The organism is Paraburkholderia bonniea (genome assembly GCF_009455625.1).
Classification (GTDB): Bacteria; Pseudomonadota; Gammaproteobacteria; order Burkholderiales; family Burkholderiaceae; genus Paraburkholderia; species Paraburkholderia bonniea.
Map to the genome: position 1 here is coordinate 259,653 of NZ_QPEQ01000002.1, position 15,629 is coordinate 275,281.

The 15,629-nt window shown below is 60.8% G+C and carries 6 protein-coding genes; 5 read left to right on the forward strand and 1 reads right to left on the reverse strand.

Annotated features, from left to right (window positions below):
• The first annotated feature begins 124 nt into the window (after positions 1-124).
• The gene (locus GH656_RS15125) at positions 125-8,953 is read left to right on the forward strand and encodes an autotransporter-associated beta strand repeat-containing protein (RefSeq protein ID WP_153076890.1); all 8,829 of its coding nucleotides are present in this window, start codon (positions 125-127) and stop codon (positions 8,951-8,953) included.
• A 451-nt stretch (positions 8,954-9,404) separates the two neighbouring features.
• Here GH656_RS15125 and GH656_RS15130 read toward each other — a convergent pair whose 3' ends face one another.
• A complete protein-coding gene (locus tag GH656_RS15130; RefSeq protein ID WP_153076891.1) occupies positions 9,405-10,007 on the reverse strand; it encodes a hypothetical protein in 603 nt (200 codons plus the stop codon).
• Positions 10,008-10,638: 631 nt separating this feature from the next.
• On the opposite strand from GH656_RS15130, the gene GH656_RS15135 reads away from it, so the two are divergent.
• From GH656_RS15135 to scpC, 4 genes are all read left to right on the forward strand, one after another.
• Positions 10,639-12,084, forward strand: a complete 1,446-nt coding sequence (locus GH656_RS15135; protein WP_174769799.1) for a M23 family metallopeptidase — start codon at positions 10,639-10,641, stop codon at positions 12,082-12,084.
• A 307-nt stretch (positions 12,085-12,391) separates the two neighbouring features.
• On the forward strand, positions 12,392-12,772 hold the full coding sequence (locus GH656_RS15140) for a DUF2946 domain-containing protein (RefSeq protein ID WP_153076893.1): 381 nt from the start codon (positions 12,392-12,394) through the stop codon (positions 12,770-12,772).
• Between the two features lie 194 nt (positions 12,773-12,966).
• Positions 12,967-13,419, forward strand: a complete 453-nt coding sequence (locus GH656_RS15145; protein ID WP_153076894.1) for a copper chaperone PCu(A)C — start codon at positions 12,967-12,969, stop codon at positions 13,417-13,419.
• 561 nt (positions 13,420-13,980) lie between these two features.
• Positions 13,981-15,486, forward strand: a complete 1,506-nt coding sequence (scpC, locus tag GH656_RS15150) for a succinyl-CoA:acetate CoA-transferase ScpC (RefSeq protein ID WP_153076895.1) — start codon at positions 13,981-13,983, stop codon at positions 15,484-15,486.
• The last annotated feature ends 143 nt before the right edge of the window (positions 15,487-15,629 follow it).

Genomic DNA, 15,629 nt, shown 5'->3' on the forward strand with positions numbered 1-15,629 from the left:
AATTTATGTCTTTATCAGGCTATTTGAAAATTTATTGGCATTGAAGTTTTGGTGATCTGGCTTTAGTGCCGGCCAAAGCCGGGCCGAATAAAAAATCGACCTGATTAATCTAGTAGAGGAAAACATGAGCAAGGTTTATCGCGTGGTCTGGAATAAAGCGAAGGGTGCATGGACCGTCGCCTCTGAGCTGGCTAAAAGCGCTACCAAAGGCAGTGCCGGACGGAGTGACACCGTCGGCACGGTGCGTGTGTTCCCGTCGGTGCTGTCAGGCATGCGGGTGGCTCGGTCAGGTTCGGTAAAAAGACCGCTCCGGCCGGTGTTGCAGATGCTGACGTTGGTGCTCCCGGCGGGCGGTTTGCTGCTGGCATCAGCAACGGTATTCGCCACGTGTACGGCTACCGGTACGACGGTCAACTGTAAAGGCCCGGCCCCGATTCTGAACCCCTCGTATATGAACAATGCCGATAACCTGAACGTCACCGTCGAAAAGAGTGCGACGGTTGGAGCAGGTGTCTTGAGTATTGGCACGGCGATGACGCTGGGCGGCAAGAATTTGACGCTCAGCAATGCTGGCGTGATTGACCCGTCTATCTTGGGGCTGCTTTCTGTGCTGTCACAAGGCGTGTCGATGGGCAACGGCGAAGCCAGCACCATGAACGTGACGAATAGCGGTGCGATAAAGGGCACCAGCCAACTGCTGGGATTGAGTCTGAATAATCTGGACGGAATGGCGCTAGCGGTCGACAACGGCGTGGGCGGTGTGACCAACGTCACGAACTCCGGCACCATCGGGTCGTCGCCATTGCTGGGCGTGACGTTGTTCCCGTCGGATGCGCCGGTGGTGGCGCTTAGCGGTGGCGCTCAGGTGAATATGGTCAACACCGGCAATATCACTGGACGTGTCGCGTTCGAGACCGCAGGCAAGGCCGGCGTGGGCAATACCTTCATCAATGGCGGCAGCATCTCTGGCAGCGTCTCGATGGGTGCTAATGGCACCAATACTTTCACGGCGGTAACGGGTTCAACCGTCGCGGCAGGCAGCAGCCTCGGATTGAATGTGCTCGACGTAATCGGTATCAAGCTGGGCTTTGCCGCAACGGGCACGGTGGACGGCGGTGCGGGCGGCAATAACACGCTGCGGTTGCAAAACTCGGCGTCGGGCTCTGGTACCGGAAATTCAGGTGTGGGCACGATCTCCAGCGGCACCTATACCAACTTCCAGCATCTTGGCGTGAATAGCGGCACGTGGACGCTCAACGATGCGCTAACCGGTATGCAGGATGCGACGCTGAGCGGTGGTGTGGTGGTGGCGGGCAATAACTCGGTTTTCGGCACGGGTGTGCTGACGGCGGCAGGCGGTGCGCTACAGGCTGGCGTAGACGGCCTGAAACTGAATAACGACGTCAATCTGAAAAGCGGCTTGACGGTTCAGGGCAATAAAGCGTCCACGCTTGACGGAGTTCTGTCGGGCTCGGGCAGCCTGATCAAAAACGATGATGGCCAACTGACGCTGAGTGAGGCGAACCAGTACACCGGAGGCACCACGCTGAATGGCGGCACGCTGGTGGTGGGCAGTGCTGATTCGCTGGGTAAAGGCACGCTGAATGCGCTGACCGTGGGGGGTGCGGGGACCCTCGACAGCCTTGGCAACGTGACGCTGACTAACGCGATTAACTTGACTGGCGATAACGATCTGACGCTCGCGGGCTCGCATGATCTCAGTCTGAACGGCGTGATCGCGGGCAGTGGCGGGATCATCAAAAAGGGCGCTGCGACGCTGACACTCAATGGTTCCAACACTTTCACCGGTGGCACCGAGATCAACAGCGGCACGCTCGCGCTTGGGGCGGACGGCAGCTTGTCGGTTGCGGGCGGGCTGAATCTCTCGGGCGGGACCGCGACGTTCGATATGTCGGCTAGCGATGACCAGACAATTGGCTCGCTGTCGGGTGTCGGTGGCAGCAAGGTGGATTTGGGCGAGCACACGCTGACTTTCGGTGATACGAACAAGCACACCTTTGCGGGTGTGGCGTCAGGGACGGGCGGCATCGTCAAGCAGGGCAGCGGTATCGATACCTTCACGGGGGCCAACGAGTTCACGGGTGGCACCAAAATCCTTGATGGCACGCTGCAACTGGGCGTGGGCGGCAAGCTCGCTGCTACTGGAGCGGTGGATCTCGCGGGCGCTAAAGCGATCTTCGATATTGATCCGGGTGGCAATCAAACGATCGGCAGCTTAAGCGGTGTGGCGGGCAGCGTGGTCACACTGGGCAACAGCACGCTGAGCTTCGGCGATAAGGTCGATAAGACCGATAAGACCTTTGGCGGCGCAGTGAGCGGCACGGGCGGCATTGTCAAGCAAGGCAGTGGCACCGAAACCTTTACCGGCACAAACACTTTCACGGGTGGCACGACGATCAGCGCAGGCAAGCTGGCTATTGGTGTGGGCGGCTCGCTGGCGGCCACTGGCGCGGTGGATCTGGCTAGCGGCGCGACCTTTGATATCAGCGACGGTGGCAACCAGACGATTGGCGGCTTGAGCGGGGCGAGTGGTAGCACGGTCGAACTGGGTGGCAACAAGCTGACCTTCGGTGACGCAGGCAATCAAACTTTTGGCGGCGCGCTGAATGGCACGGGTGGCATCGTCAAGGAAGGCGGCGGCACAGAAACCTTAACCGGCAAAAACACCTTCACCGGCGGCACGACGATCAACGCGGGCACGCTGGCTATCGGCGAAGGCGGTTCGCTGGTGGCTACGGGCACGGTGAATCTGAACGGCAGCGGCGCGACCTTTGATATCAGCGACGGTGGCAACCAGACGATTGGCGGCCTGAGCGGCATAGCTGACACCAAGGTCACGCTGGGCAACAGCACGCTGAGCTTCGGCCGTGACGAGGACAGTCAAACTTTCGGTGGCGCAGTGAGCGGCACGGGCGGTTTGATCAAGAAAGGCAGCGGTACTGAAACGCTCACGGGCACGAACACTTTCACCGGAGGCGTGACGGTAAATGAGGGCACGCTGGCCATCGGCACAGGTGGCTCGCTGGCGGCGAGTGGCTCGGTGCATCTGGAGGGTTCCAAGGCCACCTTCGATATCAGCAATGGCGGCAACCAGACGATTGGCGGCTTAAGCGGCATAGCTGACACCAAGGTCGAACTGGGTGGCAACAAGCTGACCTTCGGTGACGCAGGCAATCAAACTTTTGGTGGCGCGCTGAATGGCACGGGTGGCATCGTCAAAGAAGGCGGCGGCACAGAAACCTTAACCGGCAAAAACACCTTCACCGGCGGCACGACGATCAACGCGGGCACGCTGGCTATCGGCGAAGGCGGTGCGTTGGCCGCAACGGGTGCGGTGAACCTCGCGGATAAAAAAGCAGGCTTCGATATCTCCGGGGCGAAAGCTCACCAGACGATTGGTGGCTTGAGCGGCGTGAGTGACAGCACGGTGACGCTGGGCGGCTACACGCTGTTCTTCGGCGACGGAGTTGATCGCAGCTTTGACGGCGTAGTGAGTGGCGAGGGAGGGTTGGTCAAGGGCGGCAGCGGCATCGCAACCCTCACTGGCACGAACACCTTCACCGGTGGCGTGACGGTCAATGAGGGCACGCTGGCTATTGGCGCAGGCGGCTCGATGGCAGCGAATGGCACAGTGCATCTGGATGGTGCCAAGGCCATCTTTGATATCAGCAATGGCGGCAAGCAGACGATTGGCGGTTTAAGCGGGGCGAGTGGCAGCAAGGTCGAGCTGGGCGGCAACACGCTGACCTTCGGTAGCGAGGGCAATCAAACCTTTGGCGGCGCGGTGAATGGCACCGGCAGCCTCATCAAGGTAGGCAGCGGCACGGAAACCTTCACTGGCAAAAGCACCTTCACCGGCGGCACGACGATTAGCACAGGCACGCTGGCCCTCGGTGAGGGCGGTGCGTTGGCGGCCACTGGCGCGGTGAATCTGGCTAGCGGTGCGAGCTTCGATATCTCAAAGGGGAAAGCTGACCAGACGATTGGCGGCTTGAGCGGAGCGAGTGGCAGCAAGATCGAACTGGACGACAACACGCTGACCTTCGGCGACGCAGGCAATCAAACCTTTGGCGGCGCGTTGAATGGCACGGGCGGCATCGTCAAGGAAGGCAGCGGCACGGAAACCTTAACCGGCAAAAACACCTTCACGGGCGAGGCGACAGTCAATGCGGGCACGCTGGCCATGGGCAAAGGCGGTTCGCTGGCGGCCACGGGCACGGTGAATCTGAACGCTAGCGGGGCGAGCTTCGATATCAGCGGCGGCGGCAACCAGACGATTGGCGGCCTGAGCGGCTTGAGTGGCAGCACCGTCACGCTGGGCGACAACACGCTGACCTTCGGCGGCAAGGGCAATCAAACCTTCGGTGGCGTAGTGAGCGGCACGGGCGGCATTGCCAAGGAAGGTGTTGGCACCGAGACGTTAACTGGCGCGAACACCTTCACTGGAGACGTGGTGATTCATGAGGGCACGCTGGCCATCGGTGCAGGTGGCTCGCTGGTGGCGACCAGCGCAGTGAATCTGGCGGGCCACCTGGTGGGCGAGAGAACGGTCTTTGATATTGCCGCTGGCGGCAATCAGACGATTGGTTCGTTGAGTGGCGCGAGAGACAGCGAGGTCGTGCTGGGCGGCAACACGCTGACCTTCGGCGATAGCAGCGATCAAACCTTCGTTGGTGCGATAAGCGGCACAGGTGGCATCGTCAAGCAAGGTAACGGCACGGAGACTTTGACTGGCACGAACACCTTTACTGGCGGCACGACGATCAACGCAGGCAAGCTGGCTATCAGCGCAGACGGCTCGCTGGCGGCAACGGGTGCGGTGCACCTGGCGAAAAGCGGCACTGACCTTGATCTCTCCGGGGCGAAAGTTAAGCAGACGATTGGTGGCTTGAGCGGTGTGAGTGGCAGCACGGTGACGCTGGGCGGTAACACGCTGTTCTTCGGCGACGAAGTCAGTCACAGCTTTGACGGCGTAGTGAGCGGCACGGGTGGTCTGGTCAAGGGTGGCATCGGCACCGAAACCCTCACCGGAAAAAACACTTTCATCGGAGGCGTGACGGTCAACGCGGGCAAGCTGGCCATTGGCGCAGGCGGCTCGCTGGCAGCGAGTGGCACGGTGCATCTGGATGGTACCGGGGCCATCTTCGATATCACCCAGGGCGGCAACCAGACGATTGGCGGCTTAAGCGGCATAGCTGACACCATGGTCGAGCTGGGCGGCAACAAGCTGACCTTCGGTAGCGAGGGCAATCAAACCTTTGGCGGCGTGGTGAATGGCACCGGCAGCCTCGTCAAGGTAGGCAGCGGCACCGAAACCTTTACCGGCAAAAGCGCCTTCACCGGCGGTACGACGATCAGCGCAGGCAAGCTGGCTCTCGGTGAGGGCGGAGCGCTGGCCGCAACGGGCGCGGTGGATCTGGCTAGCGGCGCGAGCTTCGATATTTCAGGGGGGAAAGCTGACCAGACGATTGGCGGCTTGAGCGGGGCGAGTGGCAGCACGGTCGAACTGGGTGGCAACAAGCTGACTTTCGGCGACGCAGGCAATCAAACCTTTGGCGGTGTGCTGAATGGCACGGGCGGCATCGTCAAGGACGGCAGTGGCACGGAGAAACTGACCGGTAAAAACACCTTCACAGGCGGCACGACCATCAAGGCAGGCACGCTCGAAATCGGTGCCGGCGGCGCATTGGCGGCGACAGGCGAAGTGAATCTGACTGGCAACGGTACGAGCCTCAATCTGACGCAAGCGGGCAACCAGACGATTAGCGGCTTAAGCGGCGTGGCTGGCAGCACGGTGGCACTGGGCGGCCACGTGCTGACCTTAGGCGATGAACACAATCACATCTTTAATGGTGCGATGAACGGCACGGGTGGCTTGGTTAAACAAGGCAGCGGCACTGAAACCTTGAGTGGCGCGAACACCTTTACGGGTGGCGCGACGATTAATGAGGGCACGCTGGCCCTCGGCGCAGGCGGTTCACTGGCGGCTACTGGAGCTGTGAACCTGGCAGGCTCGGGCGCAACCTTCGACATCATTCAGGCCGGCAACCAGACGATTGGCAGCCTGGGCGGAGATGCGGGCAGCAAGGTGGCGCTGGGCGGCAACACGCTGACCTTCGGCAATGCGAGCAATCAAATCTTTGACGGCGCGGTGAATGGCACGGGTGGTCTGGTCAAACAAGGGGGTGGCACCGAAACCATGACTGGCACGAACACCTTCACAGGCGGCACGACGGTCAAGGCTGGCACGCTGGCTATCGGCGCAGGCGGCTCGCTGGCGGCTACTGGCGCGGTGAATCTGGCGGACCACGGTGCAGGCTTCGATATCACCAAGGGTGGCAACCAGACGATTGGCAGCTTAAGCGGCGTCGATGGCACTAAGGTGGCGCTGGGCGGCAACACGCTGACCTTCGGTAACGAGGCTAATCAAACCTTTAGCGGTGTGGTGAACGGCAGTGGCGGGATCGTCAAGGAGGGCAGCGGCACCGTCACGCTGACGAACGCGAACAGCTTCACGGGTGGCACTGCGCTGAACGCTGGCGGCTTGATCGTGGGCAATGCCGATGCGCTTGGCACGGGCACCTTGAGCGTCAATGGGGCGGGTGCGCTGGATAGCACCCAGGCCATCAATCTCGGCAACGCCGTCGCGTTGAACCCTGGCGCGCAGATAACCATCGGTGGCTTGAATGACCTGACGCTGAACGGTGTGATATCGGGCGCAGGTGGCCTGGTCAAGAACGGTGCCGCGAATCTCACGGTGACTGCATCCAATACGTATAGCGGCGGCACGGTGCTCAACGCCGGGGTACTAAACGTCGGCACGGACCACGCACTGGGCACGGGCCCGATCACGCTGAATGACGGCCGGCTCAACCTGCACAACTTCAATCTCGAACAAGGCGGGCTCAACAGCACCAACCCGGCAGTGCGGATAGATCTGGGCACCGGTGCACTGTCGATTACCAATGACGGCAACTACGCCGGTTCGATAACCGGCGAGGGCACGCTGGCCAAGAGCGGTAGCGGCACGCTGACGCTGACTGGCGACAACACCTATAACGGCGTCACCACCATCAATGGCGGCACGCTGCAACTGGGTAACGGCGGCACCAGCGGCAGCATCACGGGCAACGTGGTGAACAACGGCACGCTGGCGTACAACCGGAGCAACGATATTGCCTATGGCGGCAGCATCAGTGGCACAGGGAGCGTGGTCAAGAACGGCGGCGGGCAACTGACGCTGAACGGTGCCAGCAGCTACTCCGGCCCGACGATCGTGAATGGCGGCACGCTGGCGCTCAACAATGGCTCGATTGCGGCGTCGAAGGTCACGGTAAATACGGGCGCAACCTTCAGTGGCACTGGCCGCACCGCTGGCCTGGTGGTCAACACTGGCGGCACGGCGGCAATGGGGCCGTTGATTGGCACGCTGGGCGTCGGTGGCGACGTTAGTTTTGCGCCAGGCTCGCTGTATCGGGTCAAGGTCAATCCGCAGTTGCAGGCTGACCAGATCAATGCTGGCGGCACAGCTACGCTGAGCGGCGGCACGGTTCAGGTTCTGCCCGTGCCAGGCCAGTACGCACCGAGCAATACCTACACGATTCTCACGGCCGATGGCGGCGTGAATGGCGTATTTGCCGGTGCCACTTCCAACCTCGCGTTTCTGACACCCAACCTGCGCTATGACGCCAAGCACGTGTATCTCGGCTTGCTTCGCAATGACCGTAGCTTCCCGGACATTGCCGTGACCACGGATGAAAAAGCGGTTGCCGGGGCGCTTGAGCCGCTGGGGAACGATAACCCGCTCTATAACGCGGTGGTGCAGCTGGACGGGGCTAATGCGCGCTCGGCATTCGCTGATCTCTCGGGTGAGATTCATGCCAGTGCCAAAGGCGTGATGCTGGATGACAGCCGGTATCTGCGCGACGCTGTGACGTCCCGCACGCGGCAGGCGCTGGCACCCGCTGCGGGGCCGCTGGCGGCACTGGCTGCTGGAGCGGCTGGCGCGGTGGCATGCGACTCAGGTCAGCCTGCGGCTGGCGACGCGGATGACGCCAGTGCGGGTGCGATGAACCGTGGCGAATGTGCGGCGAATGCGCGGCGCGCACCTGCGGTCTGGGGCCAGATGTATGGCTCAAGAGGGCGGATTGGCACCGATGGCAACGCCGCGAGTGTGGACCGCAGCGCCACGGGCTTCGTGCTGGGTGCGGACGGCACGCTGAACGATACGTGGCGCGTTGGTATAGCGGGCGGGGTGGGCCATGCGGCGTTCGATAACAGTAATAGCAACGCTTCGGACTCGATCGACAGCTATCACCTGGCGCTTTACGGTGGAGCGCAGTTTGGCTCGCTGGGCGTGCGTTTGGGCACTGCATACACATGGAACCGGGTACACGCTGATCGCAGTGCGAACTTCCCTGGATTCTCAGCGGCTAGTTCATCGAGCTACAACGCGGGCACGACCCAGGTATTTGGCGAAGTCGGGTATGCGCTGCCACTTGGGCGCTACGCGTTTGAACCCTTCGTCGGGCTGGCTTACGTGAATCTGCACACCAGTGATTTCACTGAAAGTGGTGGCCCAGCTGCACTGCACAGCGCTAGCGACTCGCAAAACCTGACGTATTCGACCCTTGGGGTCCGGGCCGCGACGAACTTTGAACTGAGCGGGGCCAAGGTGTTGACGCCACGTGTGATGCTCGGCTGGCGCCATGCGTTTGGCTCGGTGATTCCAACTTCGGATATGGCGTTTGCGGGTGGCTCAGGCACCTTCACGATTAGCGGGGTGCCGCTGGCCCGCGATAGCGGGGTAGTGGAAGTCGGGATTGATCTGGGCCTCGGCAAGCACGTGACCGTTGGGGTGTCGTACACCGGCCAGTACGGTAGCGGCTACCGCGATAACGCGGTCGAAGGCAACTTGCTGTGGCGCTTTTAACTGACGCTAGCCCGCTATAACCCGTCGCCCAGCCTGCGTGCTGGGTAGTTCGGGTGTCTGTGACGGCCAATGCCCCCTTATGGGGGCATTGGCGCTGGCGGGCCAGCCTAGGTTTGTTGTGTGCTGTGTGGTTACTGCTTTGTGTGCCGTAGCGCAATGGCGCAATTCTTCTGGTGACGCTCAAAGGTGCACCAGCATGAAGGCGAGTAGCGCTATTTAACCGGTTAGGCGCGCTGGCTTTTCCTGAGGGTGAAGCGCTCATTACGTTGTTCTGCGCAAGTCAGGTGGGCCAGGCGAGTCAGGCGGTTCAAAGAGCCTGCAATGGGCTTAAACGCACGAGGTTCAGGCGCGGGGTTAGCACGGTGGGATTCAGGTGGCCTGAGCCCGGCTAGATTGCCCGCGGCTGTGATGAACGCTGCTAGCCGCCTGGCAAGTCAATGTGGTGTTGTGTTTAGCCGGTCCGGCGAACCACGCCATGGCTCGAGCCCGTGCATGCTGGCGAGCCTGCGCGCATTGCGCTGATAAACGCGGGGTCGCTGACCAGCGCTTTCACGCTGAGATTGACGGTGTCGCTCAGCGCGCCTTCGTTGCTGGTGAATTTGGCGGCGCGCTGCTTCACGGTCTGGGTGGATTGATAGAGGGTTTTATGCGTGCTGCTGTCCGTGAGGACATAGCGTATTTTCAAGCTCCAGTTAGCGGGCGCACGCAGGTCATCCACGGAAAACTGCTCGATCCGGCCGCTGAGAACTTTGTGTGGATTGTTCACCCCTACTTGCGCCACCACCAGGCTGGCCTTGACGGCATCGCGTACCGCCGCGCTGACGCTTTGTTTCAGGATGATGCTGGTCATTGCGGTATTGGCGACGCGGTTGGCGGAGAGGCGGCCGCCTTGCGTGGGCCCATAAATGAAGCTCGCTGAAGGTGCCACGCTGAGCGCACAGTCAACGGGGGCTGATGCGATCTCCGGATGACGCAGGAAGCCGGGCCACGAACACGCAGATAACAGCAACACGAAACACAGCGTGCCGCAGCGGAGAAGCAGGGGGGATTTCACGTCTATGGGTCCTGGGCAGTGCGTCTGGCGCATGAGGCGCGCGGGAGACATGTCGAAATGCGACGTGAGGCAAGGGCGCATTCTGCGTGGCTCAAATTTAAGCGGGAATGGGATTTTTCTGAAAGAGATGTCGAATGGGCTTATTTTTCGACGTTTATTTCCGAGGGTAATGGCATGTGCCCGGAGATTCACCTTTGTTCAGACTGTTTTGTTCAGGCCTGTACAGCCCTGTGCGGCAATGGTTCAGTTTATCGGGGTGGCTTGATTGGCGCGCCCTGGGATATACACGTGGGGTAGGGCGATTGTCTTAAAAGATTGTCTTAAAACACTGGGACTATTCTTATTTTTGAGATGGGGTCGTTTCGTTAGACTCGACGCCTCTTGTTGTCAGACTACACGGCGCAAAAGGGCATTCGCTTGATATGGATGGCCTCTGCATTCCACCGCATTCAATCCGCGCCGCTGCTGTGTTTTTCCGGACATGGCGATAACCACTGGCAGCCTTTTGTTCCAGACTGCGAGACCCCTTTCTATGCGGCCTTACCCGTGCCATTTCCCGGTGAGCAAGATGCTCCCCGTCAATTCAGCATTTTCTGTTCCGTTCAAACGTAAAGCCCCCATTGGCGCAGTGATGAGTTCCGCAGTGCTCTCTGGTGCTGTAATGCTGGCCGTGCCGTCTGCTCAGGCGGCAGTCAACGTTGGAACGCCGCTGCCGGATGCCATTCAGCCCGGCTTGAACCCGTCCGAACCAGCGGCAATGCTGGATTTCGCCGCAGCACTATCCCGTCTGGGTACGCCGTCTGCGGTCTCGGCGGTTTCTGCCGCGTCAGTTCAGGCGGGCGCAATGCCTAATGTCTTTGGTGTCTTTGGTGCTTCCAGTGCTTCCAGTGCTTCCAGTGCCGAGCGGGTTTCGTTGCAGATGCTGGCCAGCTTGCTTGCACCACGTGTGGCCAGCATCAAGCCTGCGTTGATGGAAAGCGGGCGCGCTGCGCCACGGCTGGCTCTTACCAAGGGCGAGTCCGCGCTGGCTTCGATGTGCCAGATTCAACCTTCTATTTGCACCCCTCTTGATGTCCCTGCTTCGGCGCGCGAGTGGAGCGGCCGTGTCACAGCGGCCAGCCTGGTTAGCAAGGCCAGCAAGGCAGCGCCGGGCGTGGTGCGCGCAGAGGCGAAAGCGGCTTCGACATCGCTCGCTGGCGCTCAGGCATTTGCGTTTCAGCCTTCGCCGGCCGGCACTCATGCCGGTGAAATCACCCATACGCTGCACGAAACCCTGACACGTGTGCGCTTGCCCGCTGAAGTGCGCGCTCAAGCGCTGCATATGCTGGCGGGCCATTTCAATCTGAGAGCAAAGGCACGCCGTGGTGACAGCTACCGCATCGTCTACGACCAGGTGGATGAAGCGGGGGCACAGCAGCAGAAGTTGCGGGTAACGGCGCTTGAGGTGCATTCGGGCGGCAAGACTTATCGCGCGCTGTGGTTTGTGCCACCGGGTCAGAGCCGGGGCGACTATTACACGCTGGATGGTGTGCCCGCAGCGGCTTCGACGCCGTTTGCGATGCCAGTCCAGTATCAGCGCATCAGTTCGCGTTTTGGCGTGCGGGTACACCCCATCACAGGTTCGCGCCACCTTCATACCGGGGTTGATCTGGCTGCGCCGGTGGGAACGCCGGTGGTGGCGGCTGCACCAGGGGTGGTTGAATTCGTCGGCGAGGAGCCAGGCGGGTATGGCAGCTATGTTGTTGTGCGTCATGCGTCGGGTTACACGACGTATTACGCGCACTTGTCGGCATTTGCGGAGGGTTTGCAGGAAGGCGACCGGGTTGGCCAGGGGCAGCGGCTGGGCCTGGTTGGTCGAACCGGTGCCGCTACTGGCCCGCATCTGCATTTCGAAGTAAGGCTAAACAATCAGCCAACCAGCCCGTTGCGGCTCACGGGCCGGTTTGCAGCACCACCGCTGGCGGGTGAGCAGCTGATCGCATTCAACCGTGAAGCGAACCTCCTGCGCCGGCAACTGGCCGCGTTGCTGATTAAGCCGGGTTATACCGCGTTGCATTCGAGCGCTGGCAAGTTCTGACACGGGTACGGCGGCTCCCCGGCAATCGTGGCCGGGTTTCGCTCTCATTGGCTTTATTGGCTTTCTCGGCTGGTCTAAAACCCGCTGCGCGTGCATCGCGTAGCGGGTTTTTTACATTGCGCGTGATGATTCCGGTACGGCATCACGCCCATGACGAGCCGCATGGTTTTGCTTTGCCAGTCATGAGGCAAATCTTCGTTAGCGTGAGCCTTGCTGCTCCCTGCGTGATGCGGTGTGATGCTGTGCCGTGCGGCGAGGTGTGCATGGCATAATCCGGGCGTTTTTCTCCACCCGTTTTGTTCCTTGCATGAAGCGTTGCCTGCGACAAAAAACCGTGAGTTTGCTGGGCGTGCTGGCCATTCTGATGGCGACGCTAGCACCGGCTATGTCACAGGCGCTGGCCGCACCAGATGCACTGAAGGACGCGCTCACGCGTTATTGCACAACGCCAGCTAGCTTCGCCGATGACGCGGCTAGCCATCCCTCGGCGCCACTGGCGTTTCATTGGCAAGCGTGTGCTTATTGCGGTTTGCTGGCCGATGTGCCGGTGGTGCCAGGTGCTGCAACATTGTTTGCCGTGCCGCTGCTCCCAGCGTTCTCAAAGGCCTTGGCCGGTGCCACAGCCAGCCTCCATTACCTGAACCCTCTCATCGCTGCGCAACCCCGCGCGCCACCTGTTCTCGCTTGATTGCTGCCGCTGCTGCGTGCTTGATATGCGGCGGAGATTGATCTGCGTGATCTGCGCCTGGCAAGCAGACGCAAGCAGACTCAAGCAGACGTACCAAAGCGCGGCGGCAGCCAGTACGCAACACCATTCCGGCGGGCATCGCTGATGCTGCGCCAGCCTATGTAGTGAATGCATTTTTAACGGAGAGATTGAAAATGAAAGCAACTCTGATTCAACTGGGCGCGGCGCTGGCCGTTGCAAGCGTGGCGTTGAATGCTCAAGCGGCGGATGTGCGCGTCGATCAATGCTGGATTCGCGCGATGCCAGGAACGACGCCATCAGCGGCCTATTTCGAACTGCATAACGACAGCGCGGCTACCCGCACACTGACAGGCGTCAAAACCGCCGCTTTTGGCATGGTGATGATGCATCAGACGCAAACCAATGGCAGCACCTCGACGATGGTTCACGTAGCCTCTGTGCCGGTGCCTGCCAACGGCGCGGTGAGCTTTGCGCCGAAGGGTTATCACGTGATGCTGGAGCGTCCAGCGGAGCCTTTGAAGGTTGGTTCGACGCTGCCCCTGACGATGACATTCGATGACAACTCCAGCGTTAGCGTGAGTTGCGCGGTCAAGTCGCCGGCCACCATGGGGCAAGCGGCCCACTAACGCATGGGCGCGCGCAGGCTGTGCGGCTGGCTGGTGATTTGACTAGTGGCCTGCTTAATAGCCTGCTGAATGCGCGTGCTAGCTGGATGACAGCACACGCACCGCTGATTTCTGGCCAGCACGGCCTTCCGTTGAACTGCACCTCAAAAGCTGGACATTGCGTCAGCCTTTGAGGTGCAGTTCACGTTTAGCGAGGCGTTTTTATGGCCCCGGCTAGTGCTGCACTTGTTGGCCTGTCTGTGCAGCGTGGCTCTGTGGGTTTTCTATGCACTAGCAGGCTGTTGAAAAACGTTCCAGGAGGGGTAGCGCTGAAAATATCGACCTCTCAAAATGGCCTATCTGCCGCTCGCGCAATTCGGGTAAGGGATGCAGCACCCCCAAATGTGGGTTGCAGACGCCCGTCAAAACAGTTTTTCAACAGCTTGCTAAACAGCGCGCTGAGACGTTGCGCGCTTCAGCGCACACGTGGCGGGAGGATAATCGGCCCTTCGCCGCTGCCCAGCCATTGGGTGATGTCCCGGCTCATGCGTTGTCCATTTCGTCGCAAAGGAGCAGAGCGTCATGTATGAAGACCGGATTCGCTGTGCCGCTGTACGTAACAAAATCACGTCCGCTGCCGAGGCGGCGTTGTTGATTCAGGATGGCATGTGTGTCGGTGCCAGCGGCTTTACCCGCGCAGGGGATGCCAAGGCGGTGCCACTTGCGCTGGCTGAACGGGCGCGCACCGAAGCGGGCCCGCTGCGCATCACGCTGATTACCGGTGCTTCGTTGGGGCACGACGTTGACCGGACGCTGACCGAAGCCGGTGTGCTGGCCCGCCGCATGCCGTTTCAGGTGGATACGACCTTGCGCCAGGCGATCAATCGCGGCGAGGTGATGTTTGTCGATCAGCATTTGTCCGAGACCGTCGAAATGCTGCGCGCCAACCAGCTTGGCAAGCTCGATGTGGCGATTATCGAAGCCGCTGCCATCACCGAAAGCGGGGGGCTGATCCTGACGACCTCAGTGGGCAATTCGGCGAGTTTTGCGATTCTTGCTGACAAGGTGATTGTTGAAATCAACCTGGCACAGCCGCTCGCGCTTGAGGGGCTGCATGACATCTGGATTCCCGGGCGGCGGCCACATCGTGAGCCGCTGCCGATTGTTGCTGTACGCGACCGGGTTGGCACCGTTGCCGTCGAAATCCCCCCTGAAAAAATCGCCGCGATTGTCATCACGAACATGCCGGATAGCCCGTCGACGGTGCTGCCCGCCGATGAGGAAACCGCGTTGATCGCTGGGCATTTGATTAATTTTTTGCAGCGTGAGATGGCTCATGGGCGGATGCCGTCGCCGTTGCCGCCATTGCAGGCGGGCATTGGCACGATTGCCAATGCGGTGCTGGCGGGGTTTGCCGCAGCGCCGTTCGAGCCGTTCGAAATTTATTCAGAAGTGCTGCAAGACTCAACCTTTGATCTGCTGGATGCGGGCAAGGTGACCTTTGCCTCGGGCGCGTCGATCACCCTGTCGGCCACGCGTCAGCAGCAGGTGTTCAGCGAGCTTGAACGCTACCGGGAGCGGCTGGTGCTGCGGCCGCAGGAGGTTAGCAACCATCCCGAGGTGATTCGCCGGCTTGGGCTGATTGCGCTGAATACCGCGCTCGAATTCGACATCTACGGCAATGTGAATTCGACCCATGTGGGTGGCACGCACATGATGAATGGCATCGGTGGCTCGGGTGATTTTTCGCGCAATGCTTCGTGCGCGATTTTCGCCACGAAGTCGATCGCCAAGGGTGGACGTATTTCGAGCATCGTGCCGATGGTGCCGCATTGCGATCACAACGAACACGATGTCGATGTGGTGGTGACCGAGCAGGGGCTGGCGGATCTGCGGGGCCTCGCGCCACGGGAGCGCGCGACGCTGATTATCGAAACCTGCGCTCATCCGCTGTACCGCGATCTGCTGCGCGATTATTACCAGCAGGCATTGCGCCGTGGCGGACAAACCCCTCATTGCCTGGAACAAGCTTTGAGCTGGCATATCCGCTGCAATGAAACCGGTTCGATGCTGCCGTTGCATAGCTAACGCACCTGACCGTGAATGCAGCGAACGCAGCAGCGGTTTGCTGAACGCTTGGCGAGGTGCGTGAAGGGTGGTGCGTGACGAGCCGCCGCAAGTGTTTCCTGCAGCGTATGACGGAGCCCTGGCAGCCCCGTCACGTGTTGCCG

Bases quoted from the DNA above. Each gene is read 5' to 3' on its own strand.
- scpC (WP_153076895.1), top strand. From the start codon at position 13,981: ATGTATGAAGACCGGATTCGCTGTGCCGCTGTACGTAACAAAATCACG.
- GH656_RS15125 (WP_153076890.1), top strand. From the start codon at position 125: ATGAGCAAGGTTTATCGCGTGGTCTGGAATAAAGCGAAGGGTGCATGG.
- GH656_RS15140 (WP_153076893.1), top strand. From the start codon at position 12,392: ATGAAGCGTTGCCTGCGACAAAAAACCGTGAGTTTGCTGGGCGTGCTG.
- GH656_RS15145 (WP_153076894.1), top strand. From the start codon at position 12,967: ATGAAAGCAACTCTGATTCAACTGGGCGCGGCGCTGGCCGTTGCAAGC.
- GH656_RS15135 (WP_174769799.1), top strand. From the start codon at position 10,639: ATGAGTTCCGCAGTGCTCTCTGGTGCTGTAATGCTGGCCGTGCCGTCT.